General features: G+C 52.3%; 26 protein-coding genes. 19 read left to right on the top strand and 7 right to left on the bottom strand.

The annotated features are described in order from the left end of the window. Positions 1-18: 18 nt before the first annotated feature. From rng to csrD, 6 genes are all read right to left on the bottom strand, one after another. On the bottom strand, positions 19-1488 hold the full coding sequence (gene rng, locus GW579_RS19770; RefSeq protein WP_013577287.1) for a ribonuclease G: 1470 nt from the start codon (positions 1486-1488) through the stop codon (positions 19-21). Beyond that, positions 1478-2071, bottom strand: a complete 594-nt coding sequence (locus GW579_RS19765; RefSeq protein WP_152327361.1) for a Maf family protein — start codon at positions 2069-2071, stop codon at positions 1478-1480. Before GW579_RS19765 ends, rng begins: the two co-directional genes overlap by 11 nt. 7 nt (positions 2072-2078) lie before the next feature. Further along, a complete protein-coding gene (gene mreD, locus GW579_RS19760; RefSeq protein ID WP_120508332.1) occupies positions 2079-2567 on the bottom strand; it encodes a rod shape-determining protein MreD in 489 nt (162 codons plus the stop codon). Continuing rightward, on the bottom strand, positions 2564-3571 hold the full coding sequence (mreC, locus tag GW579_RS19755; RefSeq protein ID WP_152327362.1) for a rod shape-determining protein MreC: 1008 nt from the start codon (positions 3569-3571) through the stop codon (positions 2564-2566). The genes mreD and mreC overlap by 4 nt, the downstream gene beginning before the upstream one ends. Before the next feature lie 256 nt (positions 3572-3827). Beyond that, positions 3828-4871, bottom strand: a complete 1044-nt coding sequence (mreB, locus tag GW579_RS19750; RefSeq protein ID WP_013577291.1) for a rod shape-determining protein MreB — start codon at positions 4869-4871, stop codon at positions 3828-3830. 355 nt (positions 4872-5226) lie between these two features. Next, entirely contained in the window at positions 5227-7161 is a 1935-nt protein-coding gene (gene csrD, locus GW579_RS19745; protein WP_165061326.1) for an RNase E specificity factor CsrD, read from the bottom strand. Positions 7162-7558: 397 nt separating this feature from the next. Here csrD and msrP point away from each other — a divergent pair, with 397 nt between their 5' ends. The 11 genes from msrP (at position 7559) to fis (ending at position 16987) form a co-directional block, all read left to right on the top strand. Next, on the top strand, positions 7559-8560 hold the full coding sequence (gene msrP, locus GW579_RS19740; RefSeq protein WP_165061324.1) for a protein-methionine-sulfoxide reductase catalytic subunit MsrP: 1002 nt from the start codon (positions 7559-7561) through the stop codon (positions 8558-8560). A 16-nt stretch (positions 8561-8576) separates the two neighbouring features. Continuing rightward, positions 8577-9179, top strand: a complete 603-nt coding sequence (gene msrQ / locus GW579_RS19735) for a protein-methionine-sulfoxide reductase heme-binding subunit MsrQ (protein WP_165061321.1) — start codon at positions 8577-8579, stop codon at positions 9177-9179. A 241-nt stretch (positions 9180-9420) separates the two neighbouring features. Beyond that, the gene (gene aroQ / locus GW579_RS19730) at positions 9421-9873 is read left to right on the top strand and encodes a type II 3-dehydroquinate dehydratase (protein WP_152327367.1); all 453 of its coding nucleotides are present in this window, start codon (positions 9421-9423) and stop codon (positions 9871-9873) included. Between the two features lie 32 nt (positions 9874-9905). Beyond that, complete coding sequence (gene accB / locus GW579_RS19725; RefSeq protein ID WP_165061319.1) at positions 9906-10370, top strand: acetyl-CoA carboxylase biotin carboxyl carrier protein; 465 nt, start codon at positions 9906-9908, stop codon at positions 10368-10370. Positions 10371-10381: 11 nt separating this feature from the next. Next, on the top strand, positions 10382-11731 hold the full coding sequence (gene accC, locus GW579_RS19720; protein ID WP_101074928.1) for an acetyl-CoA carboxylase biotin carboxylase subunit: 1350 nt from the start codon (positions 10382-10384) through the stop codon (positions 11729-11731). A gap of 75 nt (positions 11732-11806) precedes the next feature. Then, positions 11807-12055, top strand: a complete 249-nt coding sequence (locus GW579_RS19715) for a YhdT family protein (protein ID WP_104924224.1) — start codon at positions 11807-11809, stop codon at positions 12053-12055. Continuing rightward, positions 12045-13490, top strand: coding sequence for a sodium/pantothenate symporter (panF, locus tag GW579_RS19710; protein ID WP_152327368.1), 1446 nt, complete (start codon positions 12045-12047; stop codon positions 13488-13490). Before GW579_RS19715 ends, panF begins: the two co-directional genes overlap by 11 nt. A 44-nt stretch (positions 13491-13534) precedes the next feature. Further along, on the top strand, positions 13535-14419 hold the full coding sequence (gene prmA, locus GW579_RS19705) for a 50S ribosomal protein L11 methyltransferase (protein ID WP_152327369.1): 885 nt from the start codon (positions 13535-13537) through the stop codon (positions 14417-14419). Between the two features lie 147 nt (positions 14420-14566). After that, a complete protein-coding gene (locus tag GW579_RS19700; protein ID WP_165061316.1) occupies positions 14567-15304 on the top strand; it encodes a carbonic anhydrase in 738 nt (245 codons plus the stop codon). A 399-nt stretch (positions 15305-15703) separates the two neighbouring features. After that, the gene (dusB, locus tag GW579_RS19695; protein WP_152327373.1) at positions 15704-16669 is read left to right on the top strand and encodes a tRNA dihydrouridine synthase DusB; all 966 of its coding nucleotides are present in this window, start codon (positions 15704-15706) and stop codon (positions 16667-16669) included. A gap of 21 nt (positions 16670-16690) precedes the next feature. Further along, positions 16691-16987, top strand: a complete 297-nt coding sequence (gene fis / locus GW579_RS19690) for a DNA-binding transcriptional regulator Fis (RefSeq protein WP_004097144.1) — start codon at positions 16691-16693, stop codon at positions 16985-16987. Between the two features lie 66 nt (positions 16988-17053). Here the strand turns inward: fis and GW579_RS19685 are convergent, their stop codons facing one another. Then, positions 17054-18133 (bottom strand): GGDEF domain-containing protein, encoded by a 1080-nt coding sequence (locus tag GW579_RS19685; RefSeq protein WP_165061313.1) that lies wholly within the window; start codon positions 18131-18133, stop codon positions 17054-17056. A 418-nt stretch (positions 18134-18551) separates the two neighbouring features. On the opposite strand from GW579_RS19685, the gene GW579_RS19680 reads away from it, so the two are divergent. The 8 genes from GW579_RS19680 (at position 18552) to GW579_RS19645 (ending at position 25997) form a co-directional block, all read left to right on the top strand. Next, on the top strand, positions 18552-18983 hold the full coding sequence (locus GW579_RS19680; protein WP_420821558.1) for a DoxX family protein: 432 nt from the start codon (positions 18552-18554) through the stop codon (positions 18981-18983). Positions 18984-19405: 422 nt separating this feature from the next. Continuing rightward, a complete protein-coding gene (lpxP, locus tag GW579_RS19675; protein WP_152327375.1) occupies positions 19406-20326 on the top strand; it encodes a kdo(2)-lipid IV(A) palmitoleoyltransferase in 921 nt (306 codons plus the stop codon). An 85-nt stretch (positions 20327-20411) separates the two neighbouring features. Continuing rightward, positions 20412-20597 (top strand): hypothetical protein, encoded by a 186-nt coding sequence (locus tag GW579_RS19670; RefSeq protein ID WP_165061310.1) that lies wholly within the window; start codon positions 20412-20414, stop codon positions 20595-20597. A gap of 145 nt (positions 20598-20742) precedes the next feature. Then, positions 20743-21429, top strand: a complete 687-nt coding sequence (locus tag GW579_RS19665; RefSeq protein ID WP_152327377.1) for a CTP synthase C-terminal region-related (seleno)protein — start codon at positions 20743-20745, stop codon at positions 21427-21429. Positions 21430-21801: 372 nt separating this feature from the next. Beyond that, entirely contained in the window at positions 21802-22827 is a 1026-nt protein-coding gene (locus tag GW579_RS19660) for an amino acid ABC transporter substrate-binding protein (protein ID WP_152327378.1), read from the top strand. Positions 22828-22929: 102 nt separating this feature from the next. Then, on the top strand, positions 22930-24108 hold the full coding sequence (locus GW579_RS19655; RefSeq protein WP_152327379.1) for an amino acid ABC transporter permease: 1179 nt from the start codon (positions 22930-22932) through the stop codon (positions 24106-24108). A gap of 9 nt (positions 24109-24117) precedes the next feature. After that, complete coding sequence (locus GW579_RS19650; RefSeq protein WP_420821557.1) at positions 24118-25227, top strand: amino acid ABC transporter permease; 1110 nt, start codon at positions 24118-24120, stop codon at positions 25225-25227. 8 nt (positions 25228-25235) lie between these two features. Further along, a complete protein-coding gene (locus GW579_RS19645) occupies positions 25236-25997 on the top strand; it encodes an amino acid ABC transporter ATP-binding protein (RefSeq protein ID WP_152327380.1) in 762 nt (253 codons plus the stop codon). Positions 25998-26582 lie beyond the last annotated feature (585 nt).

The raw sequence follows: 26582 nt of genomic DNA, 5'->3' as shown, positions 1-26582 counted from the left end.
GGGCTTGCGGCCATCAAATCACATCATCACCACGTCAAACTGCTCCTGACTGTAGAGCGGTTCAATCTGCACTTTGACCTGTTTACCGACGAAGATTTCCACTTCGGCCAGTGCATGTGATTCTTCGCCTTTCAGCGCCTCCCCCACGGCCGCAGAAGCGTAAACCAGGAAACGGTCAGAATCGTAGGCGTGATGCACGCGCACGATTTCACGCAGAATTTCATAGCACACCGTTTCAACCGTTTTCACCGTGCCGCGCGCGTGACAGGTCGGGCAATCGCTGCACAATACGTGCTCCACGCTTTCGCGGGTACGTTTGCGGGTCATTTCCACCAGACCGAGCGCGGAGAAACCGTGGATACCGGTTTTGACGCGGTCTTTGGATAATGCCTGCTCGAGGCTGTGCAACACGCGACGCCGGTGATCTTCATTCGACATATCAATGAAGTCGATGATGATAATGCCACCGAGATTACGTAACCGGAGCTGCCGGGCGATAGCCTGTGTTGCTTCGGTGTTGGTGTTGAAGATGGTGTCTTCCAGATTACGATGGCCGACAAACGCACCGGTGTTGATGTCCACGGTGGTCATGGCTTCGGTCTGATCGATGATCAGATAGCCACCCGATTTCAGCTCAACCTTGCGCTCGAGCGCACGCTGGATTTCATTTTCCACATCAAACAGATCGAAAATTGGCTGTTTGCCGCTGTAATGCTCCAGCTTGCTGGTCATTTCCGGCATGTATTCGCTGGTGAATTCCACCAGTAATTCATAGGTCAGACGGGAGTCAACGCGGATCCTGTCCAGCGCTTCGCCGGCAAAATCACGCAGCACGCGGTGCGCCAGCGCCAGTTCGCCATACAGCTTGCACTTGGTTTTGTTACGACGCTTGCGTTCCATGACTTTGGTCCACAGGCGTTTTAAATACGCAGCATCCTGCTTAAGCTCTTCTTCGCCCACGCCTTCGGCCGCGGTACGAATAATATAGCCGCCGTGTTCGTCACAATATTCTGAAACGATGCGTTTGAGGCGGTCACGTTCTGCTTCGCTTTCGATGCGCTGGGAGACACCAACGTGAGACGCTCCCGGCATAAACACCAGATAACGGGATGGCAAAGTAATGTCGGTCGTCAGGCGCGCGCCTTTGGTACCCAGCGGATCTTTCACCACCTGAACCATCAGATCCTGGCCCTGATGCACCAGCTCTGCGATATCGCGCACATGGAAATTTTTCTGCTCATCGCGCGCCACACATTCGGTGTGAGGCATGATGTCTGAAGCGTGCAAAAACGCTGCTTTTTCAAGGCCGATATCTACAAATGCTGCCTGCATCCCAGGCAATACACGGCTTATACGTCCTTTATAAATGTTGCCGGCAATCCCGCGTTTGGTCTCACGCTCAATATGGATTTCCTGCAGAATGCCACCGTCAATGTAGGCCACGCGGGTTTCAGACGGGGTGACATTGACCAGTAATTCAGCTGTCATGTTTACTCCTAAGCTCGCGTAAGGCAGAAAATTCATTTAGCAGTTCCTGAGTTTCCACCAGAGGAAGACCCACAACTGCATAGTAACTGCCGCGAATTTCACGGACGAAACAACCGCCCTTTCCCTGAATACCATAAGCGCCCGCTTTATCCATGGGCTCACCGCTCAGAATATAATGTGCAATGTCGTCGGAGGATAGTGAACGGAAGGTGACATCGGTCACAACCAGCGTACAGAGGCAATCCCGACGATCCGCAAAGGCGATGGCGGTCATCACCTGATGCTGTTTTCCGGACAATGCCTTAAGCATAACAGCGGCTTGCGCTTCGTCACGTGGCTTTTCCAACACTTTACCGTCAAGTACCACAATCGTATCTGCGCCCAGTACCGGCAAATCTTCTGATGCCACCGCCACACCGGCCTGCGCCTTGTCTTTCGCCAGGCGTAAAACATAGTCCTGCGGCGCTTCTCCGGGCTGACGTTCTTCTGCCACATCTGTCGACAGACGCTCGAAAGGCAGTTCCAGCAAAGTCAGTAATTCACGGCGACGTGGAGAGCCGGAGGCCAGATAAAGTGCAGTCATAACATCCTCATTGCACGGCAAACTGACGACGAATTTTTCGCATCAGCAGGAACAGCCATGGCCACAGAATACCGTCAACCACACTGCTCCAGAAAACTTCCGGCCGGAACGAAACGTTAACGACCAGGAATTCCCCCCAGAACACCATGACGTCCACGGCCAGTGAAAGCACCATGACAATCAGCGCCTGCTGCCAGAGTGCCAGATTACGGAATAACTGGAATTTAAAGGCGACCAGATAAGCGGTAATCGCAAATGCCAGCGCCCTGATCCCCAGCGTTGAACCGAGGATCAAATCCATGATGAAGCCGACAACAAAACCGGTACCCACATTGACGCGGTGCGGCAAGGCCATCACCCAATAAATCAGGATCAGCATCAGCCATGAGGGCCTGAACATGTAAATCTGCTCAGGCCACGGCATCACTTGCAGCAACATGGCTATCAGGAAGGATAGCCAAATAATCCAACGTCCGTGGCTCCGGTAACTGTTCATTGTGTGGCTCCCTGTGCAGGCGGAGCGCTGACAGGCGCCGTCACCGTGCCTGTGGCAGGAGCGGGAACAGGTGCCGGAGGCCCCATATCACCCGGCGGCGGCAGAACCTGTGGCATCATTTGCATCAGACGCTCATTGGCAACACGATGCACTTCGTCCGGCGCAAGCGGATGTTCGCCATTCCGGTCAGAACCCCACAACAACAGAAGATAGCGCAGACGTTGCAGACCGGCTGTAGGACGAGCCTGAATCACGGTGTACGCGCGCTGGTTATCCACTTTGACAGAAGACACCACGCCCACAGGATAACCTTCAGGGAAACGCCCGCCCAACCCGGAAGTCACCAGCACATCGCCGACACGAATATCGGTATTGCTTGGAAGATGCTCGAGTTGCAAATCGTCAGCACAACCGCTACCCGCCGCAATCACGCGGATATCGTTACGCAACACCTGAATCGGTAATGCATGGGAAGCATCGCAAATCAGCAGAACGCGGCTGGTCAGTGCGGCAACGGCCACAACCTGGCCGACTACACCTTTATCGCTGATCACCGGCTGCCCGATGTAAACGCCGTTGTTGCTGCCTTTATCGATGACAACCTGATCGCTGTACGGATCATTACTGGTGGAAAGTACCTGCGTCACCATCTTGTGCTCGTCCTGACGCAGTGGTGAACCCAGCAATTCACGCAAACGGGCGTTTTCTTGTTTGTACTGACCAAGCAACATCAGATCGCTGTTTTTCAACAGCAATTCCTGACGCAATGCGCGGTTTTCCAATTCAAGCTGGCCACGTGTCGCAAAAGTCGAGGAAACCTGATCTAAAAATTCACGCGGGGCGTTAGATAGGAAATAGAAGGGACTTACGGCAGTATCCATATAGGTGCGGATTTTAACAAACGTACCTATCTTACTGTCGGCAACAATCAGGACAATGGCCGTAAGAATAGCCAAAAAAAGTCGCAGTTGCAGGGAAGGCCCCCTGCTAAAAATTGGCTTCATAAAATATGCGAGTTCCTCGGCAACAGAAGGTTTCAGCCAGTCGAAGTCGGTGCTTCATCTGACAGAAAAGGCGGCAATCTCATGGGATAGCCAAAAACACCGCCTGAACAATTAAGCTCAGACAGTGTTTGCGCGGATCCACATTGAACACTGCACACTTCACGTTGCAGGTTTTACCTGATGGACAACCACCTTCCCGGGCAGACTATTTCTGCTTGCAACGGGTCTTGTCAAAAAAAACAAGTCTTCGCTGAGATTACTCTTCGCTGAATAAGTCGCCGCCGTGCATGTCGATCATTTCCAGTGCTTTACCACCGCCGCGCGCTACGCAAGTCAGTGGATCTTCTGCGACAACCACCGGAATACCGGTTTCTTCCATCAGAAGGCGATCGAGGTTACGCAGTAATGCGCCACCGCCGGTCAGCACCATGCCGCGCTCAGAAATATCGGAAGCCAGTTCTGGCGGGCACTGTTCCAGTGCAACCATCACAGCGCTAACAATACCGGTCAGCGGCTCTTGCAACGCTTCCAGGATTTCATTGGAGTTCAGCGTGAAACCACGAGGAACACCTTCAGCCAGGTTACGGCCACGCACTTCAATTTCATGCACTTCATCGCCCGGATACGCAGAACCGATGCTGTGCTTGATGCGTTCTGCCGTGGCTTCGCCGATCAGTGAACCATAATTACGACGAACGTAATTGATGATGGCTTCATCGAAGCGGTCGCCGCCGATACGGACAGAAGAAGAGTACACGACGCCGTTCAGGGAAATCACGGCAACTTCCGTTGTACCACCACCGATATCCACAACCATGGAACCGGTAGCTTCTGAAACTGGCAGACCTGCACCGATTGCCGCAGCCATCGGTTCTTCAATCAGGAACACTTCACGCGCGCCTGCACCTTGTGCAGATTCACGGATAGCGCGGCGTTCAACCTGAGTTGCGCCGACAGGCACACACACCAGCACGCGAGGGCTTGGGCGCATGAAGCTGTTGCTATGAACTTGCTTGATGAAGTGTTGCAGCATTTTTTCAGTCACGAAGAAGTCAGCGATAACGCCATCTTTCATCGGACGGATAGCCGCGATATTGCCAGGAGTACGACCCAGCATCTGTTTTGCGTCGTGACCTACAGCAGCAACGCTTTTAGGTGAACCAGCACGATCCTGACGAATAGCCACAACAGATGGCTCATTCAGCACGATGCCTTGTCCTTTTACATAGATAAGGGTATTGGCGGTACCCAGGTCGATGGACAAGTCGTTGGAAAACATGCCACGAAATTTCTTAAACATAACGAAAGGATAATCCTGCAAGCTGGGGGCGGAAAATAAAATCCGCCTACTTTACCAACCACGCGAAGCAGCGACAAGGCGCAAAAACGTCCTGCTTCCGTGAAAATTGTCCGCGATGTCGCCATTCACTGGTTGTTACTTTTTGAGGCTGATGGCACTGCGAAATAATTCTGTATCGCAGGCTCGGTTTACCTCGGGCAGGCACCCAGGCGAAGTAGCAACACCGCACATAAATTCTTACACTTTCACCCACATATTCCGTCCACCTGCGGCCATAAAGCGTGCACCGGATGCCAGGTAAGGGTGTCGGTTAAAAGCTGGCTCATTCTACGTTAAATAAACCAATAACGGTCACTTAAACATCGCGGTTGTGTGAATATTTTTTACCGACCGGTTCAACAGGCTGTGGTCCGGCAAAAAAATCCCCCTGGCCGCCGTGGATACCGCTTTTCTGCAAGGTGTTCCACTCTTCTTTTGTCCTTATGCCGGCTGCAAAAACCAGCGCCTGAGTCCCTTCACATGCGCTGAGCAGACTTTGAACAAAGAGCTGATTCTCCACCCTTTTATCAATATCACGCACCAGTCCGGGGTGAAGCTTAACCCTTTCCACCGGAAAAGTTTTCAGATACGACGTGCTGACCACCGTCAGACCGGCCTGTGAAACCGCCAGCCGACAGCCCAAACCTTGCAATAAACGGATCGCAGGGCGCAGCCGGTCGGTATGTTGACAGAGATCTGCCTCAGCAAGTTCAATCAAAATTCGGTTTCGTTTTTTTCTTTCACACTGAAGCAACGTATCGCGCAGCCAGCGAACAAATGAGCGCTGCAATAATGAATCAACCGTCAGGTGAAATGCTAACGTTTCGTCCGGCCAGCGGTTAAGTAACGGAATAATCTGACTTAACATCACCCGATCGAAGCTCTGAGACAGCCCGAATTGCACGACAAGAGGAATAAACTCGGCCGCCAGCAGTTCCTGTTCGCCATCAAAGACGCGCCGCTGAATCTCGCGGTGATCGAGTTTTCCGTCTCTGCCAAACGCCGGTTTCTGGTACAAACGCGGACCGCCGCGCGCCAGAGTGTTTTCCAGCAAGGTGCGCCAGCGGACGCTGCCACGCCCTTTTTCCGGCACGTTTTTATCGTAGATAAACCAGCTGTTGCTGCCCTGGAAGGCCGCGTGGCGTGTTGCCTGTTCGGCCATATCCATAGCCTGATCCGGCGTCTGGCCGAAACGGTACGCGGTGATCCCGATGTGCATCAGGGCGTCCCGGTCGATCAGAGAAGACGTCGGCAGCACGCCCAGCGCGTTAATTAACTGCGCGGCCATCACTTCGGCATCTTTCAGCGTACGGTGCGGAAGGAGCACAGCAAAATCGCTGTGGAAGTAGCGCGCCAGCAGCGCATCGACATGACGCATCACGAAAGTCGATAACAGGTTCACCATCGCCGACCGTAATTCTTCAACCACCGTCTGCCCGTGGATTTCGCGCATCATGTCAAAATCGGGCAGCCGCAGCAGCATCAGTACGCCATGCGCGCCCGCTTCTTCGAGCTGCGTCGCCAGCTGATTGTCGAAAAACAGCCGGTTGCTGAGCCCGGTTTGCGCATCCCGCTGGGCGTACGCGCGGATCAGCGTATCGACGCGGCTGCGCTGTTCGCGCGCTTCATTAAGATCGGTTAACAGGAGATCGATAGCGCTGCTGGCAGAATGCGGCCATTCCCCGACAGTGCCAGCCAGCCCTTCCCGTTCACCGCGCAAAATCCTGACGGCGCGGTCTTCCAGTTTTTCCACACCTTCGGTTTCATTACGTAACCAGCGGAAACTCAGCATTAACATCGCAAGCATGACCACGATAGCCAGGCTGATTGCGAGCGTTGAACGCATGGAGCGGATATAGCTGCTGACGGGATCAATATAAGAAACACGCAGCGACATTGCGTGGTTTTGCATCAGGGGGATAACTACCGTGTCATATTCTGGCATAACGCTGTCCCACGAACGGTGCAAATCCGGGCGCTCGTGATATTCATAGACCGTGGAGTTATCGAGCTTTACCTCGATATCGGTGACGTCAAGCATGCGCATCGCCTGCGGCAGCCAGCGCTCGGCTTCCGCCGGAGTATGAGTCAGTAACGACTGATCATAAGTGGTCGCCAGCGCCTGTAAATGCTGTTCGGTACTTTGCTTGTTGAGGTAGATAAAACTAAACGTCACGCCAAGCAACATTAACAACATTGCCAGCGCAACTAACATCGAAATCAGTGCCGATAGTCTGGTAGTAAATCGCATCCCTGTGCCTTACTCGCTACGGTGAGGTGGAAACAGCGCCCGTATTCTCTGAGCCTGCTACGAAAAAAACGCCGCTACTATAAAACAGAAAAACCCGCCGGCAGGAGAAATTTACCAAACAGGCATGAAGGAATGTTACGGGCATTGGCGGGCGCAGGGTCTGATATTCGACAATATCTGACCATTTTGTACCCGGGAAAGTTGCATTTACATACATTCATAGCATAGCAACTCAAAAGTTAATCAATTTAGAATTCTTATGGTGTCAGGAGAAATGCGCCAAAACGGGGGATTAAAAATCGCTATTTTATTTGCCTGTCTCGCAAAACCCTGTGTTTCACGCCATGCTGTCTACATAACGATAAAAACATTAATAAGATGAATACCGGAGACTGCAATGTCCAAATTTCGCAAGCTGACGGAAGCTGATGTCACCCCCGAGGATATCTTTCAGGATCGTCGTAAAGTTTTGCAGGCGCTGGGGATCAGCGCTGCCGCACTGGCGATCCCGGCCAGTGCGCAGGCAGATATTCTTTCCTGGTTCAAAGGCCATGACCGCCCGGCCGCGCCCGCGGGAAAACCACTGGATTTCACCAAACCCGCCGCCTATCAGAATTCACTCACACTTACCCCGGAAGATAAAGTGGAAGGCTACAACAACTTCTACGAATTCGGGCTGGATAAAGCCGATCCGGCCGCTAATGCCGGGCAACTGGTGACGTCACCCTGGACAATAAAAATCGACGGTGAAGTGGCTAAACCGCTCACACTCGATATGGACGACATCATGAAGCGCTTCCCGCTGGAGGAGCGAATCTACCGCATGCGCTGCGTGGAGGCCTGGTCAATGGTCGTGCCGTGGGTCGGGTTCCCGCTGAGCTCTCTGCTCAAACTGGCCGAACCGACCAGCAATGCGCGCTATGTCGCGTTCACCACCCTTTATGATCCGGCGCATATGCCGGGACAGAAAGACCGGTTTATCGGCGGCGGGCTGGATTATCCCTATGTCGAAGGATTACGTGTAGATGAAGCGATGCATCCGCTGACCATGCTGACCGTCGGCGTTTACGGCAAAGCATTACCGCCGCAAAACGGTGCGCCCATTCGCCTGACGGTGCCGTGGAAATACGGCTTCAAGGGGATTAAGTCGATCGTGAGCATCAAATTCACCCACGACGAACCCCCGACGACCTGGAACCAGATTGCGAACAATGAATACGGTTTTTACGCCAACGTGAATCCGCATGTTGATCATCCGCGCTGGTCGCAGGCCACGGAACGGTTTATCGGTTCAGGCGGATTGCTCGACGTTCAGCGCCAGCCGACGCTGCTCTTCAACGGTTATGCCGAACAGGTCGCCTCGTTGTATCACGGTATGGATTTGCGCAAGTTCTATTAAGGAAGGCCACTTTATTATGCGTCGTTTACGCCCTGCAAATATCACCTGGCTGAAAGTCATCATCTGGCTTGCTGCCATTTTGCCGTTTTTCTGGCTCGTGCTTTCCGTCGATCAGGGCTGGTTCAGCGCCGATCCCGCGAAAGATATTCAGCATTTTACCGGTAGGATGACTCTGAAATTTTTACTGGTGACGTTGCTGATCACGCCCCTGGCGCGCTACGGCAAACAGCCGCTGCTTATCCGCACCCGCCGTTTACTGGGTTTGTGGTGTTTTGCGTGGGGAACGCTGCACCTTCTCAGCTATTCGTTCCTGGAACTGGGCATCAGCAATATCCGTCTGCTCGGTAGCGAACTGATTTCGCGCCCGTACCTCACGCTGGGAATTATTTGCTGGATATTGCTGCTGGCACTGGCCTGCACCTCAACACTGTGGGCGCAGCGTAAAATGGGCGCATCCTGGCAAAAGTTGCATAACTTTATTTACCTGATCGCAATTCTTGCGCCGATCCACTACCTTTGGTCGGTGAAAGTGTTGTCGCCACAACCGATCATTTACGCAACACTTGCCATCATCTTGCTGGCATTTCGCTATAAAAAATTCCGCCAGTGGCTGAGATAAGTGCCGGAATTTTTCTGTGTTCAGCCCCTCATAATTCGGGTAATCCCCCCCTCATTCTCAGGACGAGGGTTGATTATCTTCGCTGATAAGACCAGTATTTAGCTGCGAATTGCCACGATATCATTATAATGCCCGACCTCATGCCGAAGAGTCGGGTCGATTTGCCGCGAAATAGGTGACAAATCGGTGACATCAGGGTATTTTCTACAATCTTTGTCTAATTGCCGGAGATAGGCTCACAATGGCGCATAAGTTTGACATTTTGCTACTTAACGGTCCTAACCTGAATTTGTTAGGCACCCGTGAGCCCGAAACGTACGGACACACCACGCTCAACGATATTGTTAAAGGTTTGGAAGTTCAGGCTGCTGCCGCTGAGGTCGCACTGAGCCATCTGCAATCGAACGCAGAACATGTCCTGATTGAACGCATTCATCAGGCACGCGGTAATGTCGATTTTATATTGATCAATCCCGCGGCCTTTACCCATACCAGCGTGGCGCTGCGCGATGCATTACTGGGGGTGTCGATTCCGTTTATCGAGATCCATCTGTCGAATGTACATGCCCGTGAAGCGTTCCGGCATCATTCCTATCTTTCCGACATCGCAGTGGGCGTTATTTGCGGACTTGGCGCAGATGGCTACCACTTTGCATTACAGGCAGCGGTTAACCGCTTGTCAAAAACCCACTAGTTTCTACGCAAAAAGAGTACGGAATCACACCCATGGATATTCGTAAAATTAAAAAACTGATCGAACTGGTTGAAGAATCAGGTATTTCTGAACTGGAAATTTCTGAAGGTGAAGAGTCAGTTCGTATCAGCCGTGCTGCACCTGTGCAGGCTTATCCTATGATGCAACAGGCTTACGCAATGCCTGCACAACCACAGCCAGGTCTGGCTGCTGCGGTTGCGCCAGCTGCTGCGCCTGTAGAAGCGGCTCCAGCTGCAATCAGTGGTCACATCGTTCGTTCTCCAATGGTGGGTACGTTCTACCGCACGCCAAGCCCTGACGCGAAAGCCTTCATCGAAGTGGGTCAGAAAGTCACCGCGGGCGAAACCCTGTGTATCGTTGAAGCGATGAAAATGATGAACCAAATCGAAGCAGACAAATCCGGTGTTGTTAAAGCAATCCTGGTAGAAAGCGGCCAACCGGTTGAGTTCGACGAGCCGCTGGTCGTCATCGAATAACGAGGCGTACCATGGTAGATAAAATTGTTATCGCGAACCGCGGTGAGATTGCCCTGCGTATTTTGCGTGCCTGTAAAGAAATGGGCATCAAAACCGTTGCTGTGCACTCCACCGCTGACCGCGACCTGAAACACGTGCTGCTGGCAGATGAAACCGTCTGTATCGGCCCTGCACCTTCAGTAAAAAGCTATCTGAACATCCCTGCCATCATCGCGGCGGCGGAAATCACTGGCGCGGTGGCTATCCACCCTGGCTACGGTTTCCTGTCCGAAAATGCGGATTTCGCAGAGCAGGTTGAACGTTCTGGTTTTATCTTCATCGGCCCGAAAGCTGAAACTATCCGCCTGATGGGTGACAAAGTTTCTGCGATCCACGCGATGAAAGCAGCCGGCGTACCTTGCGTACCAGGCTCTGACGGCCCGCTGGGCGACGACATGGATTTAAACCGTGGCTTCGCAAAACGCATCGGCTATCCGGTCATCATCAAAGCCTCTGGCGGCGGCGGTGGTCGTGGTATGCGTGTTGTGCGCAGCGACAAAGACCTTGAGCAGTCCATCAACATGACCCGTGCGGAAGCCAAAGCGGCTTTCAACAACGACATGGTTTACATGGAAAAATACCTGGAAAACCCACGTCACGTGGAAATTCAGGTACTGGCAGATGGTCAGGGCAACGCCGTTTATCTGGCTGAACGTGACTGCTCCATGCAGCGCCGTCACCAGAAAGTGGTGGAAGAAGCGCCAGCACCAGGCATTACGGAAGAACTGCGTCGTTTCATCGGCGAACGTTGTTCCAAAGCTTGTGTGGATATCGGCTACCGCGGTGCGGGTACTTTCGAGTTCCTGTACGAAAACGGTGAGTTCTTCTTCATCGAAATGAACACCCGTATTCAGGTTGAGCATCCGGTTACCGAGATGATCACCGGTGTGGATTTGATTAAAGAGCAGCTGCGCATTGCGTCCGGCCAGCCACTGTCAATCAAACAAAGCGATGTGCATGTCAAAGGCCACGCGGTGGAATGCCGTATTAACGCGGAAGATCCAAACACCTTCCTGCCGAGCCCGGGCAAAATCACTCGCTTCCATGCACCAGGCGGCTTCGGTGTTCGTTGGGAATCGCACATTTACGCAGGCTACACTGTACCTCCGTACTACGATTCCATGATTGGTAAACTGATCACTTACGGCGAAACCCGTGAAGTGGCCATTGCCCGCATGAAAAATGCGCTGGCTGAGCTGATCATCGACGGCATCAAAACCAACATTGAACTGCAAATGCGTATCATGGACGACGAGAACTTCCAGCACGGTGGAACCAATATCCACTATCTGGAAAAGAAACTCGGTTTGCAGGAAAAATAAAAGACCGTACCGTTGCGTACTCTCTTATCAAGGCCGGATATTCCGGCCTTTTTTACGTTTTGGGGGGACAGGAAAATGATCACTGATAAGCGTTTTCTGCAAGCTAACCGCGAAGCCCGCTGGGCCTTTGGGCTGACGATTGCCTATCTGCTGGCGTGGTGTTTCGCCGCCTATATTCCTGATGATAAACAGGGCATTACAGGGTTACCGCACTGGTTCGAGATGGCCTGTCTGCTGGTGCCTCTGGTCTTCATTCTTTTAAGCTGGCTGATGGTTCGCGTGATTTACCGCGATATTCCGCTGGAGGATCAAGATGCAAACTGAAGTTTTATTGCCGTTGATCGCCTATTTGCTGCTGGTTTTCGGCCTGTCGGTATATGCCTATACCCGCCGCCAGCAGGGCAATTTTCTGACCGAATATTTCCTCGGTAACCGCTCGATGGGTGGCTTTGTGCTGGCCATGACCCTGACCGCCACCTATATCAGCGCCAGTTCTTTTATCGGCGGCCCCGGTGCAGCTTATAAATTTGGCCTCGGATGGGTATTACTGGCGATGATCCAGTTGCCAGCCGTGTGGCTGTCGCTGGGCGTTCTGGGTAAAAAATTCGCGATTCTGGCGCGCCGCTACAATGCGGTTACGCTCAATGACATGCTGTTTGCGCGCTACCAGAGCCGTTTGCTGGTCTGGCTGGCGAGCCTGAGCTTGCTGGTGGCGTTTCTGGGTGCGATGACCGTGCAGTTCATCGGCGGCGCCCGCCTGCTGGAAACCGCCGCCGGAATTCCCTACGACACCGGTCTGCTAATTTTTGGTATCAGCATCGCGTTGTACACTGCATTTGGCGGCTTCCGCGCCAGCGTGCTCAACGATGCCATGCAAGGGCTGGTGATGTTGCTGGGCACCATTTTGCTGCTGTTTGCCGTGATCCACGCCGCCGGTGGCCTGCATACTGCCATCGATAAACTGCAACAGATTGACCCGAAACTTGTTTCCGTTCACGGCGGAGATGACGTTCTTTCACTGCCGTTTATGGCATCGTTCTGGATACTGGTGTGTTTTGGCGTTATCGGCCTGCCGCATACCGCCGTCCGCTGTATTTCCTACAAAGACAGTAAAGCAGTACATCGCGGGATTGTGCTCGGTACGATTGTCGTCGCGGTCCTGATGCTCGGTATGCATCTTGCCGGTGCACTCGGGCGCGCAGTATTGCCGGATCTGAAGATTCCGGATCAGGTGATCCCGACGCTGATGATTACGGTGCTTCCGCCTTACGCTGCCGGTATTTTCCTTGCCGCACCGATGGCTGCGATTATGTCGACCATCAACGCGCAGCTGTTACAGTCATCTGCGACTATCGTTAAAGACTTATACCTTGGCATCAAACCGGACCAGCTGGCGAACGAGCGCAAGCTAAAACGCTTCTCGAGCTGGGCGACGTTTGTGCTGGGTTTACTGGTTCTGCTGGCCGCCTGGCGCCCACCAGAAATGATTATCTGGCTGAATTTGCTGGCTTTCGGCGGGCTGGAAGCGGTCTTCCTGTGGCCGCTGGTACTCGGTTTATATTGGGAACGCGCGAACGCGACGGGTGCGCTGAGCTCAATGATTGTTGGCGCGGTTTGTTATACCCTGCTCGCCAGTATCGACCTGCACATCGCCGGTTTGCATCCGATTGTGCCGTCGCTTTCGCTAAGTCTGCTGGCGTTTTATATCGGCAACAGATTTGGCTCCCCGGCGCGCGAAACCGCACTGAAGCCGTCCTGAGCGGGCGGTACTGATTTTTACAGATTGCTAAGAAGAGAATGGCTATGCCTTGGATCCAACTGAAAATTAATACTACCGGTGAAAACGCGGAAACGCTGAGTGACGCACTTATCGAAAGTGGCGCAGTGTCCGTCACCTTCCAGGATACACACGATAATCCGGTATTTGAGCCGCTGCCGGGCGAAACCCTGCTGTGGGGGGATACCGATGCCATCGGCCTGTACGACGCCGAAACCGACATGGAAGAAGTGGTTGCCATGCTGGAGAACGAACCGCTGCTGGGCAAAGGTTTTGTGCACAAAATCGAACAGCTGGAAGACAAAGACTGGGAACGTGAATGGATGGACAATTTCCACCCGATGCGTTTTGGCGAACGTCTGTGGATTTGCCCGAGCTGGCGCGATGTGCCGGATCCGAACGCCGTGAACGTCATGCTCGATCCGGGTCTGGCGTTTGGTACCGGCACTCACCCGACTACCGCCATGTGCCTGCAATGGCTCGACAGTCTGGATCTGACCGATAAAACAGTGATCGACTTCGGTTGCGGCTCAGGCATTCTGGCGATCGCCGCCCTGAAACTCGGCGCTAAACATGTCGTCGGGATCGACATCGATCCGCAGGCGATCCAGGCCAGCCGTGATAATGCAGAACGTAACGGCGTTTCCGAGCGTCTGTCGCTGTTTCTGCCAAAAGACCAGCCGGAGAACCTGTCTGCCGACGTCGTTGTCGCAAACATTCTGGCAGGCCCGCTGCGCGAGCTTGCCCCGCTTATCAGCGTGCTGCCAGTTGCTGGTGGCCATCTGGGATTATCAGGCATTCTGGCCAGTCAGGCGCAAAGCGTCGCTGACGCTTACCGTGATAGGTTCGAACTGGATGCGGTTGCTGAGAAAGAAGAATGGTGCCGTATTACAGGCGTTAAAAAAGCCTGATTTGTTCCGTACAACCCTTTCTGTTTTGCAGAAAGGGTTAGTTTTATCCGAAAATCCTCCCTGCCCTCCTGTCACTCTGTTCCCTTCCGGCTAAAACCCTTAAAATAAGCACGGTTTTTTTACTCAATGTTATGAAAGGGATATTTCATGAAACGCGCATTACTGTCAGTTGTGCTGACCGCTTTGACATTTTCGGCTTACGCCAGTGAAACCCCGCACTGGTCTTACAATGGCGACGAAGCCCCGCAAAACTGGTCAAAACTCAGCCCGGATTTTCATCTTTGCGAGCAGGGTAAAATGCAGTCCCCCGTCGATATCAAAGACGCCATGAAAGTGCATCCGCACCCGCTGGAACTCAGCTACACCTTACCGCCGGTGAACGTAGTCAATAACGGCCACAGCGTGCAGGTGAATGTCCGGGAAGGTGATTTTATTACCCTCGATGGCGAGAAGTTCGTGCTTCAGCAATTCCATTTCCATGCGCCAAGCGAAAACACCATCAATGGCAAATCCTTCCCGATGGAAGCGCATTTTGTACACATGGATGCAGACGGCGAGATTGCCGTGGTGGCCGTGATGTTTGAAACCGGTGCCGCCAATCCTGAGCTGGGAAAAATCTGGCAACAGATGCCGGAAAAAATGGGTGAAACGGTAACGCTGAAAAGCAACGTCGCGCTGTCCGGCTTACTGCCGAAAAATCTGGCGCATTACCGTTTTAGCGGATCGCTGACTACGCCACCTTGTACAGAAGGTGTTCGCTGGCTGGTCATTAAACAGCCTCTGACGCTCTCTGAGCAGCAGTTAGAGAAATTTCAGCATGTTCTTCATCATGCAAATAACCGCCCCGTACAAAGCCTTCACGGTCGCGTGATTGTCGCGGAATAAAACCTCAGAACATCAGGGCCACAGAACCGGCCTTTGTCGCCCTGAAACCTTTCTGAAAACAAGAAATCATCCGAACGTAAAATAAGTCACTTTCTGACCAAAAGACGATCTGCATCACAGAATTTTGTGGTAGTTGCTGCTTAAAACGACAAATCTACCCTTAGATTCAACTGATATAACAGGATGTTTCAGAGAGATGTCAGGAATTTGCACAAGCGCACAATTTGACCGTTGTCACATAACCCAATGTAAAACCAAGATAAAAAATCTAGTTGCGCTGAATTTCACCATTGGCAAGGTATTTTCTTATCCAATTGCTCAAAGTTTGGCCTTTCATATCGCGACGAAAATGCGTAATATACGCGCCCTTGCGGACATCAGTATGGTCATTCCTAGTTCATGCGCATCGGACACATCCAGCTCACAAATTGCCTGATTGCGGCCCCAATGGCCGGTATCACTGACCGACCATTTCGTGCCTTATGTCATGCGATGGGGGCTGGAATGGCAGTATCTGAAATGCTCTCCTCCAATCCGGAGGTATGGCGGACGGATAAGTCACGTTTGCGCATGGTACATAACGATGAACCCGGGATCCGTGCCGTGCAAATTGCCGGCTGTGACCCCGAAGATATGGCGGCGGCTGCACGAATTAACGTGGAAAGCGGTGCGCAAATCATTGATATCAATATGGGCTGCCCGGCCAAGAAAGTGAACCGCAAACTGGCAGGTTCTGCATTATTGCAGTATCCGGATTTGGTTAAACAAATCCTCACTACCGTTGTGAATTCGGTAGATGTGCCAGTCACGTTGAAAATTCGTACTGGTTGGGCACCGGAACACCGTAACTGTGTACAAATTGCCCAATTGGCTGAAGACTGTGGAATTCAGGCCCTGACTATTCATGGCCGAACCCGTGCCTGTCTCTTCAATGGAGAGGCAGAGTACGACAGTATTCGGACAGTTAAGCAGAGTGTTTCCATTCCGATTATCGCGAATGGCGACATAACTGACCCGCATAAAGCCAGGGCGGTGCTCGACTACACCGGAGCTGATGCTCTGATGATAGGACGTGCCGCTCAGGGGAGACCCTGGATCTTCCGGGAAATCCAGCATTATCTGGACACAGGGGAGCTGTTACCTCCACCGCCTATGGGTGAGGTTCAGCGCTTGTTAATAGGGCACGTACGGGAATTGCACGACTTTTATGGTCAAGGCAAGGGATTCCGTATCGCCCGTAAGCACGTTTCCTGGTATCTCCAGGAGCATGCCCCGAATGACCAGTTTCGGCGCTCCTTCAACGCCATAGAGGATGCCAGCGAACAGCTGGAGGCGTTGGAAGCATATTTCGAAAATCTTGCGTAACAAAAAAGAGCTGACAGAACTATGTTCGAACAACGCGTGAATTCTGACGTACTGACCGTTTCTACCGTAAACTCACAAGACCAGGTGACTCAAAAACCTCTGCGTGACTCGGTAAAACAAGCACTTAAGGGCTATTTCGCTCAATTGAATGGTCAGGACGTGAATGACCTGTATGAGTTGGTATTGGCTGAAGTTGAACAGCCACTGTTGGACATGGTGATGCAGTACACCCGTGGCAACCAGACTCGTGCGGCCCTGATGATGGGTATCAACCGCGGTACGCTGCGTAAGAAATTGAAAAAATACGGCATGAACTGATACTAATCAGTCAACCTATTGAAAAAAGGCGCTTTTCCTTAACTGGATTAGCGCCTTTTTGTTACCTCAAAGATTCACCGGATAGCAGGAAACACCGAACTCAACCCGGTTACGACCGCCCTCTTTGGCTTTATATAACGCCGCATCAGCACTGTTTATCACCGTGTCCGGCATACAGGTTTTTTCGCACAATGCCACACCGGCGGAGATAGTTAGGCGGAAAGTTCTATCGCCCTCAAAGTTGATGAATTCGTTACTGCGCACGGTACTGAGCAGCCTTTCCAGCGTGCTTTCCGCGGTTTTCATGTCCGGGGCATCTATGATCAGCATGAATTCTTCGCCGCCGAAACGTCCGAGATAATCGCTGCCGCGAATGTTATCGCCAATCAGCGTTGCGATCTCCACCAAAATCTTATCGCCCGTGAGGTGTCCGTAGGTATCGTTAACGGTTTTAAAGAAATCGACATCTATTAAGGAAAGATAAAACCGCTCCCTGCCAATTTTCATATGATTAATATGATCGATAATGCCGAAACGGTTTGGCAGGCCGGTCAGTTGATCGGTTTGCGCACGTTTCTCCAGTACCTTTATATTCAGAAATATTTGAATAATTTTCGCGAAAAAAACATATAACAAAGATAAGAAAAAAATACTGAAAAGCGCCCGAATTATTGAAGAATTAAGTATCTCTCTTTCGTGCAAAAACTGCCAATTCAGAAGAATTGAAAATACGTCCGAGACCGCAATAACTAACAAAAACTTTGTATATTTCCTGCCCTTCCATATTTCTGAAATGAATGACAGCGCAATAAATGAGAGTAAAAATAACGTATAGTGCGGTGAATTATTCACAACCCTTAACAGATGGACTAACCCGCCGAAGAACAATGCATACGGACCAAAAATCAGCGACACGAGAACAATAGGGCATAGCGTCAGGCCCAGCAGGGCATCGCTGCTAAGGAGCGTGTTCTTGTAGATGTAGTTCGCAATCAACCCGCTGAAAATTCCAATAGCTATCTGACACGCTCGAGAGTCAACTTTCTTATGCGCCATCAGATACAGAGAAGGAATTGAAAGAGCAAAATAGACCACGCTGATGATATGAATTGAGCTCGTTATCATAGGCAAAACATCATTATTCATTGAATAATCCTTTACATGTTATTTATTTCATTCCGTTTTAAACACCAATTCATATAAAATAATAATCAAAAAAAACAATAATTATGGGACCCGGCATTAGACATCGATATTAATTGCAATGACAATAAATAGTTTAAATCCTGTCGATCGTTTTATTTAATAGTCCTGCCGTATTTCTGATATGCATTCCAAAAATAAATAAGTCGAAAGTCTAAAAATGCTTCTTAATAACCGGAAGTCTTAGTCCCTCCCCAGTGCGCCAGCCCCGCAAAATCCCCGCTCGTTCTGATGCCGTTTTATGCCTGCGAATTAACTGAACAAAACTTAACCCAGATCAACCCAAATGAGAATAATTCTCCACTCGTTTCGCGATTAGGAATTACTTTATAGAGACAAGAAAACGTCTCTGGGAGTGACAATGATGAAACAACTTTATATCCGTTTTACCACAGCGCTGAACAAACCTGATGTGGCCATTTTACTGCTGAGGATCACCTACGGCCTGCTGATTTTTCATGGCTGGCATAAGCTACATGACGGGCTCGGGGGCATTCAGGGCATGCTGGCGGGCTACGGCATTCCGGCGTTCGTGGCGTATGGCGTGATCATCGGTGAAGTGATTGCCCCGATCATGATGATGTTAGGGATTTTCACCCGTCTTGCCGCGCTGTCAGCCGCAGCCACCATGGTTGTTGCGTGGCTGATGGTCGGCATCCACCATACTTTTGCGCTGTCACCGGTCGGCGCCTGGGCGATTGAAGATATCGTGTATTACTTCATGGCAGCCGTCGTTATTGCGCTGTTCGGCAGTGGCCGTTATTCCGTGATGAGTAACCCGTTATACCGCTGATTTTCTCTCTCAGCGTGTTTCGCTAACGAGGCACGCTGAGTTTCTGTAAATGTGATTCACCTTTCCAAAAACCCAGCCCCTTCTTTCCACTGGGTTTTCATTGAAACATCCAATAATGGACGTAAAAAAACGGTAAAGAGGGGGTTTATAGGACAACTCCCCTCTCTGGTTAGAGAGTCCGCCATGTTATACTCACATCAAGAGTCGTATTCGCCCCGCTCAACGCCTACGGATAGCCCTTCAGCTTCGCGATCCCGCCTTTTAACAGTGTCTGTAGACAGTAAAAATTGCGTCAACTTGTGTCTTTCTCAAAACATTTTTGATCGTCAGTTGTCCCAATATTTACCAGACAATCCGTACCGCGGCTGAGCTATCTCGTTACGCGTTACCCCCAGTTTTTTTATGCAGATGATTAGGCTTTTATGACTTCTCCTCGCTTTCGTGCATCGTTCTTACATCCACGCTACTGGCTCACCTGGTTTGGGCTCGGTGTCCTGTTCCTGCTGGTTCAGCTTCCCTATCCGGTACTTTACCGTCTGGGCATCTGGCTTGGCCGCACGTCTATGCGCTTTCTCAAACGCCGCGTGTCGATCACCCGCCGCAACCTGCAACTGTGTTTCCCGGATTTGCCTGCCGATCAGGTTGAAGCCCGGATCATTAGTAACTTTGAATCTCTCGGCATGGGCTTGCTGGAAACCGGCATGGCCTGGTTCTGGTCTGACGCCCGCGTTAAACGCTGGTTTGACGTCAGCGGCCTGCATAACCTGAAAAAGGCGCAGGAAAACAATCAAGGCGTGCTGGTTATCGGCGTACATTTTATGTCACTGGAACTGGGTGGCCGTGCGATGGGGTTATGTCAGCCGATGATGGCGATGTACCGCCCGCACAACAATAAAGCGATGGAATTCGTGCAGACATGGGGGCGTATGCGCTCCAACAAAGCCATGCTCGATCGCAAAGATTTACGCGGTATGGTTCACGCGCTGAAAAAGGGCGAAGCCGTCTGGTTTGCACCGGATCAGGATTATGGCCCGCGCGGCAGCGTCTTCGCACCGTTGTTTGCCGTTGATCAGGCCGCAACGACCAGCGGGACTTTCATGCTGGCACGTCTGGCAAAACCTGCGCTGGTGACCGTGGTTCTGGTGCGTAAAGCCGGCGGTAAAGGTTACGAACTGGTGATTCAGCCACAGTTAGAAGATTACCCGATTGACGACGAAATGGCCGCCGCGGCTTACATGAACCGCGTCATTGAAAAAGAAATCATGCGTGCGCCCGACCAGTATCTCTGGCTGCACCGCCGCTTCAAAACGCGACCGGCGGGAACACCTTCGCTTTATCGATAGCCGCAAACGCAATAAGATATCAGGCCCGGTGCCCCCGCATCGGGCTTTTTCTTTGAGAAACCTTCAACGCGAGATACCTCTTCTTATGGCTAAAAAACCCGATGCGACACCTTCCATCTTTGATCACCTCAAAGATGACGACAGCTTCGATCTGTGGGGCCGTTCAGGCCTCAGCACAGCGCTCAATAAAGCCAAACCGAAAGCACCGGACAATGAGCAGATTGCCGCCGCGCGTAAACTGATTAAAGGCAGTAAAATGCAGGCCGAATGAAGATGTAAAACCGCGCCCGGCGAACCCACCTCGCGTGGGTTTTTTAATGCCTTTCGTACCGGCAAAATGCCTGATGAGAATTTTTCAAACGACAATGTAATGACATTTCTGTAACCTCTCTTTTTACCTGCCCTGGAGAGAAGTGATGAAAAACTCTGTACGTCTGGCGCTGGTCGGAGACTACCACTCCGCGATCACTGCCCACCAAGCCATTCCCCTTGCCATCGACCTCGCAGCACAAAATTTCAGCATTGAAATCCACGCCGACTGGATCGCAACCGACACAATCACCCCTGAAATTCTCAAGAATTACGATGCCTTCTGGTGTGTGCCCGGCAGCCCGTACCGCTCAACCGAAGGTGCGCTGAGTGCCATCCGTTTTGCCCGGGAAAATCGCAAACCGTTTCTGGGAACCTGTGGAGGATTCCAGCACGCCATCATTGAATACGCGCGAAATGTGATGGACTGGCAGGATGCCGGACACGGCGAAACCGACACCGAAGGCCGTCTGGTCATCAGCGCGCTGTCATGTGAAATGGTGGAAGTCAAAAGCGAAATTACCTTTGTGCCGGGCAGTATTCCGGCGCGCGCTTACGGCAAGCTGGAAGTGGAAGAAGGCTACCATTGCCGCTATGGCATCAATACTGAGTTTCAGGCCGCGCTGGACGCACAGCCGCTGAAAATGGTCGGTCACGATGCCACCGGCGAAGTTCGCGCTATCGAATTACCCGGTCATCCATTTTTTGTCGCGACCTTGTTTCAGCCGGAGCGCGCCGCACTAAAAGGTCAGCTTCCGCCACTGATAGCTGCACTGATAAAGTCCCTGCTCTGAGTCATTCCTTTTCTAAATGTCTCTCAGGCCATCCGGTCTGAGGGATTTACTCACCGTTTTGCCTCATTTTTTTACCAAATATGTCACCGCATTTCCCTTACCTTCAAAGACCGCGATCTGCACTCCAATATTGAAATAATCCGCCCCCTTTTAAAGCAGTCACATTGACCGCGCACTCAAACAGGGCAATAAATTTTATAACGCCCGTCAATGTTACTGTGCAATTCCAGTGCGTGACTTGATTGATCGGGCGTTTTCCATGTTGGCACTCCCTTTGCAAAGACAGGTGCAGAGGGCATTGCCCCATAAACAGACAGGGTGCTCCGGCACTCACACAATAATAATTCTCAGTTTTGTCTCACAGGACGCTTTATGAAAAAAATATTGCTCTCAACGCTGATTGCCGCAGCAAGCTTCGTGACACTGGCTGGTCAGGCCCACGCAGGTACCACTCTGGATGCTGTTAAAAAGAAAGGATTTGTTCAATGCGGTATCAGCGATGGCCTGCCAGGTTTCTCCTACGCTGACTCCAAAGGCAAATTCACCGGTATCGACGTTGACGTCTGTCGCGCGGTGGCTGCTGCCGTGTTTGGTGATTCTGAGAAAGTGAAATACACCCCGCTGACCGCAAAAGAGCGTTTCACCGCCCTGCAGTCTGGCGAAGTGGACATCCTGTCCCGTAATACCACCTGGACCTCTTCCCGCGACGCGGGCATGGGCATGATTTTCGCCGGCGTAAACTATTACGACGGTATCGGCTTCCTGACACACCAGAAAGCCGGTCTGAAAAGCGCGAAAGAGTTGGATGGCGCAACCGTCTGCCTGCAAGCCGGTACGGATACTGAACTGAACGTAGCCGATTACTTCAAAGCCAACAAAATGACCTACACTCCGGTCACCTTCGACCGTTCAGATGAAAGCGCCAAAGCGCTGGACTCCGGCCGTTGCGATACCCTGGCTTCCGACCAGTCTCAGCTGTACGCACTGCGTATCAAACTGGGCAAACCGGATGACTTCATCGTTCTGCCAGAAGTCATTTCTAAAGAACCTCTGGGGCCGGTTGTTCGTCGTGGCGACGAAGACTGGCTGGCTATCGTGCGCTGGTCTCTGTTCGCGATGCTCAACGCCGAAGAAATGGGCGTCACCTCTGCCAACGTCGATCAGCTGGCTGCCAATCCAACCACGCCTGACATGAGCAACCTGCTGGGCAAAACCGGCACTTATGGCGCTGACCTGAAAGTGCCTAATGACTGGGTAGTGAAAATCGTTAAACAGGTCGGCAACTACGGCGAAAGCTTCGAGCGTAACGTCGGTCAGGGCAGCGAGCTGAAAATCAAACGTGGTCAGAACGCATTGTGGAATAAAGGCGGCATCCAGTACGCACCACCTGTCCGCTAAATATCCTTTCTACAAGAAGTTGAAAAGTGTTTAAGGAAGCTGATGCACCGGTCGTTCCCCGGTGCATCACTTCCCCTGTTTTACCTGCAGGTCGAGGTTAAAATGTCGCAACGCCCAACCGGAAAAGTCTCGTTCTCGCTGACCAACCCAGCGGTACGTGCCTGGATTTACCAAATTTTCGCGGTGGTGTTGCTGGTAGCCTGTCTGGGTTACCTGCTCCACAACACCATTACCAATCTGACTACACGAGGGATCACCTCGGGATTTGCCTTTCTTGAAAAAGGTGCCGGTTTCGGCATTGTTCAGCATCTTATCGACTACCAGGAAGGCGACACTTACGCCCGCGTTTTTGTTATCGGTCTGCTGAATACCCTGCTGGTTTCCGCACTGTGTATCGTTTTTGCTTCGATTCTCGGGTTCATTATCGGGTTAGGACGTCTTTCCGATAACTGGCTGATCCGTAAAGTGTCGACGGTCTACATCGAGACTTTCCGTAATATTCCCCCGCTGCTGCAAATCTTCTTCTGGTATTTCGCCGTACTGCGTAACCTGCCCGGCCCGCGTCAGAGCCTGAACGCATTTGATCTGGCGTTCGTCAGCAACCGCGGCCTGTATTTGCCGTCACCGGAACTGGCACCCGGCAGCCTGGCAGGCTTTATCGCCCTGCTGCTGGCCATTTTCGGTATCGTCGCGCTGCAACGTTACAACCATTTCCGCCAGATCCACACCGGACGCGTCTGGCATATCTGGCCGTGGGCGATTGTCATGCTGGTTGTCTTTCCGGCGCTGGCGCACCTGATTTTCGGGCCGGCCCTGCACTGGGATATTCCTGCACTGCGCGGTTTTAACTTCCGTGGCGGCATGGTGCTTATTCCGGAACTGGCGGCGTTAACGCTGGCGTTATCGGTCTATACCTCAACGTTTATCGCCGAAGTAATCCGCTCCGGCATTCAGTCTGTTTCGCACGGTCAGCATGAAGCCGCCCGTTCGCTCGGCCTGCCGAATCCGGTCACGCTGCGCCAGGTGATTTTGCCGCAGGCGATGCGGGTGATCATCCCGCCGCTGACCAGCCAGTATCTGAATATCGTGAAAAACTCCTCTCTGGCGGCCGCAATTGGCTATCCGGATATGGTGTCGTTATTCGCCGGTACGGTGCTCAATCAGACCGGTCAGGCGATTGAAACCATTGCCATCACGATGTCGGTTTACCTGATCATCAGTCTGGTGATTTCGTTCCTGATGAATATTTACAACCGGCGTATTGCGCTGGTCGAGCGTTAAGGGAAACCCATGACGATGACAACTCTTCCTCCCGGAGTCAGAGCCGTGAAGCCCGGTACGCCACTGGGTATCGCCGTGCTCTGGGCGCGTAAAAACCTGTTCTCCAGCTGGTTTAACAGCCTGCTGACGCTGTTTTGTTTATGGCTGATGTGGCTGGTGATCCCTCCGCTGCTGAACTGGGTGATTTTCCAGGCCAACTGGGTCGGGACCGCAAGAACGGACTGCACCAAAGCCGGAGCCTGCTGGGTATTTATCCACGCACGTTTCGGGCAATTCATGTACGGGCTGTATCCGTTTGATCAACGCTGGCGCATCAACGTCACGCTGATTGTCGGTCTGCTGACCCTTGCGCCAATCTTCTTTAAAGCCACACCACGCCGGGGACGTTATATCGCCTGCTGGATGGTGTTGTTCCCGATTTTCACCTGGTTCATGCTTTATGGCGGATTCTTTGGCCTGAGCCGCGTCGAAACCCGCCAGTGGGGCGGCCTGACGCTGACACTGATCATCGCTGCCGTGGGCATTGCCGGAGCTTTACCGCTGGGAATTATGCTGGCGCTGGCCCGCCGTTCCCGTCTGCCGATCGTGCGCATTCTGTCGGTGATTTTCATCGAATTCTGGCGCGGCGTGCCGCTGATTACCGTGCTCTTCATGTCCTCGGTGATGCTGCCGCTGTTTATGACCGAAGGAACCAATATCGACAAACTGGTGCGCGCACTGGTGGGTGTGGTGCTGTTCCAGTCGGCGTATGTCGCGGAAGTGGTGCGCGGCGGTTTGCAGGCGCTGCCGAAAGGCCAGACCGAAGCCGCCGAATCACTGGCGCTGGGTTACTGGAAAACGCAGGGTTTAGTCATTCTGCCGCAGGCGCTGAAAATGGTGATACCGGGTCTGGTCAACACCATCATCGCGCTGTTTAAAGATACCAGTCTGGTGATCATCATCGGCCTGTTTGACCTGTTCAGCAGCGTTCAGCAAGCCACCGTCGATCCTGAATGGCTCGGCATGTCGACCGAAGGCTACGTCTTCGCCGCCGCCGTCTACTGGATTTTCTGTTTTAGCATGTCGCGTTATAGCCAGCATCTGGAAAGACGCTTTCACACCGGACGTTCCGCACACTGAGGTAAACCATGAGCGACCATCACGTCACTGAAAAACAAAATATGATGATCACGCTGGAAAACGTGAATAAGTGGTACGGACAGTTCCACGTATTGAAAGACATTAATCTGAGCGTCAAACCGCGTGAACGTATCGTCCTGTGCGGTCCTTCAGGTTCAGGGAAATCGACCACCATCCGCTGCATCAACCATCTGGAAGAGCACCAGCAGGGGCGCATTGTGGTCGACGGCACCGAACTGAATGACGATTTGCGCAATATCGAACGCGTGCGTACCGAAGTCGGAATGGTCTTCCAGCACTTCAATCTGTTCCCGCATCTGACCGTTCTGCAAAACTGCACACTGGCCCCTTGCTGGGTGCGCAAGATGCCGAAGAAAGAAGCCGAAGAACTGGCGATGCATTATCTCAAACGCGTACGTATTGCCGAACATGCCAATAAATTCCCCGGCCAGCTTTCCGGCGGTCAGCAGCAGCGCGTGGCGATCGCCCGTTCGCTTTGCATGAAACCGAAAATCATGCTGTTTGATGAGCCAACGTCTGCGCTCGATCCGGAAATGGTGAAAGAGGTGCTCGACACCATGATCACACTGGCCGAAGAAGGCATGACCATGCTGTGTGTTACGCATGAAATGGGCTTTGCCAGAACGGTAGCCGACCGGGTGATCTTTATGGATCGCGGGGAGATCGTCGAAGAGGCGCCGCCGCTGGAATTCTTTGCCAATCCTAAGTCAGCGAGGACGAGGGAGTTCTTATCGCAGGTTATTCATTAAGCTGAGGCCCCAGCTTGACCGGCATCTGAACGGAATGGTGAAGGTTTCGGTTTCTCGATAGCGCTGTTCGCTTAGCGGCTGCCGACGAAACCGCCCAAAAGGGGAAAGTGCTTTTCCCCTTTTGGATTTCCCCTCGCTTTTTCAACACGCGCTATTGCTCGCTGGCTATGTTTCAGCCACCACAGTGACAGGCTGGAAATCTTGCCGCTGCGCGGTTCCTTCATTTCGGGATGGCAGCCTCAGGTCTGCAACCTCTCATTCAGCAAGCTTTCTGAAACGCCCGCACGTTCTTAGATTCAAAATCAGTGAGGTTGTGAAGTTAACGTTGAGGCCGGTTCCAAAATATCGCCGGAGGAGAGGTGGAAAACCGCGCGTCTTTTTGCGCGGGTTGTAACCCGAACGGAGGGCACCGCGCAGCGGCGGGATTTTGCGGCTGTCGCTGCGGTACCTGAAACATGGCCAGCGAGCGAAGCGCGCAGTTAAAAAAGCGCGGAGTCCAGAGGCCCGCGCGTTACCGGGTCTCTGGTCGGTGTGGGCCGACGCCCACGACCTTGAATTTGAATTTGAATTTGAATTTGAACTTAA

Source organism: Rahnella contaminans, assembly GCF_011065485.1.
Taxonomy (GTDB): Bacteria; Pseudomonadota; Gammaproteobacteria; order Enterobacterales; family Enterobacteriaceae; genus Rahnella; species Rahnella contaminans.
This window is presented reverse-complemented; position numbering and strand designations above follow the sequence as displayed.

Coding starts and splice junctions, on each gene's coding strand:
- GW579_RS19700 (WP_165061316.1), top strand. CDS start 14,567: ATGAAACGCGCATTACTGTCAGTTGTGCTGACCGCTTTGACATTTTCG.
- csrD (WP_165061326.1), bottom strand. CDS start 7,161: ATGCGATTTACTACCAGACTATCGGCACTGATTTCGATGTTAGTTGCG.
- panF (WP_152327368.1), top strand. CDS start 12,045: ATGCAAACTGAAGTTTTATTGCCGTTGATCGCCTATTTGCTGCTGGTT.
- GW579_RS19665 (WP_152327377.1), top strand. CDS start 20,743: ATGAAAAACTCTGTACGTCTGGCGCTGGTCGGAGACTACCACTCCGCG.
- aroQ (WP_152327367.1), top strand. CDS start 9,421: ATGGCGCATAAGTTTGACATTTTGCTACTTAACGGTCCTAACCTGAAT.
- GW579_RS19645 (WP_152327380.1), top strand. CDS start 25,236: ATGAGCGACCATCACGTCACTGAAAAACAAAATATGATGATCACGCTG.
- mreD (WP_120508332.1), bottom strand. CDS start 2,567: ATGAACAGTTACCGGAGCCACGGACGTTGGATTATTTGGCTATCCTTC.
- GW579_RS19650 (WP_420821557.1), top strand. CDS start 24,118: ATGACGATGACAACTCTTCCTCCCGGAGTCAGAGCCGTGAAGCCCGGT.
- GW579_RS19680 (WP_420821558.1), top strand. CDS start 18,552: ATGATGAAACAACTTTATATCCGTTTTACCACAGCGCTGAACAAACCT.
- prmA (WP_152327369.1), top strand. CDS start 13,535: ATGCCTTGGATCCAACTGAAAATTAATACTACCGGTGAAAACGCGGAA.
- fis (WP_004097144.1), top strand. CDS start 16,691: ATGTTCGAACAACGCGTGAATTCTGACGTACTGACCGTTTCTACCGTA.
- dusB (WP_152327373.1), top strand. CDS start 15,704: ATGCGCATCGGACACATCCAGCTCACAAATTGCCTGATTGCGGCCCCA.
- msrP (WP_165061324.1), top strand. CDS start 7,559: ATGTCCAAATTTCGCAAGCTGACGGAAGCTGATGTCACCCCCGAGGAT.
- GW579_RS19715 (WP_104924224.1), top strand. CDS start 11,807: ATGATCACTGATAAGCGTTTTCTGCAAGCTAACCGCGAAGCCCGCTGG.
- mreB (WP_013577291.1), bottom strand. CDS start 4,871: ATGTTTAAGAAATTTCGTGGCATGTTTTCCAACGACTTGTCCATCGAC.
- mreC (WP_152327362.1), bottom strand. CDS start 3,571: ATGAAGCCAATTTTTAGCAGGGGGCCTTCCCTGCAACTGCGACTTTTT.
- msrQ (WP_165061321.1), top strand. CDS start 8,577: ATGCGTCGTTTACGCCCTGCAAATATCACCTGGCTGAAAGTCATCATC.
- accB (WP_165061319.1), top strand. CDS start 9,906: ATGGATATTCGTAAAATTAAAAAACTGATCGAACTGGTTGAAGAATCA.
- GW579_RS19660 (WP_152327378.1), top strand. CDS start 21,802: ATGAAAAAAATATTGCTCTCAACGCTGATTGCCGCAGCAAGCTTCGTG.
- GW579_RS19685 (WP_165061313.1), bottom strand. CDS start 18,133: ATGAATAATGATGTTTTGCCTATGATAACGAGCTCAATTCATATCATC.
- GW579_RS19670 (WP_165061310.1), top strand. CDS start 20,412: ATGGCTAAAAAACCCGATGCGACACCTTCCATCTTTGATCACCTCAAA.
- rng (WP_013577287.1), bottom strand. CDS start 1,488: ATGACAGCTGAATTACTGGTCAATGTCACCCCGTCTGAAACCCGCGTG.
- GW579_RS19655 (WP_152327379.1), top strand. CDS start 22,930: ATGTCGCAACGCCCAACCGGAAAAGTCTCGTTCTCGCTGACCAACCCA.
- accC (WP_101074928.1), top strand. CDS start 10,382: ATGGTAGATAAAATTGTTATCGCGAACCGCGGTGAGATTGCCCTGCGT.
- lpxP (WP_152327375.1), top strand. CDS start 19,406: ATGACTTCTCCTCGCTTTCGTGCATCGTTCTTACATCCACGCTACTGG.
- GW579_RS19765 (WP_152327361.1), bottom strand. CDS start 2,071: ATGACTGCACTTTATCTGGCCTCCGGCTCTCCACGTCGCCGTGAATTA.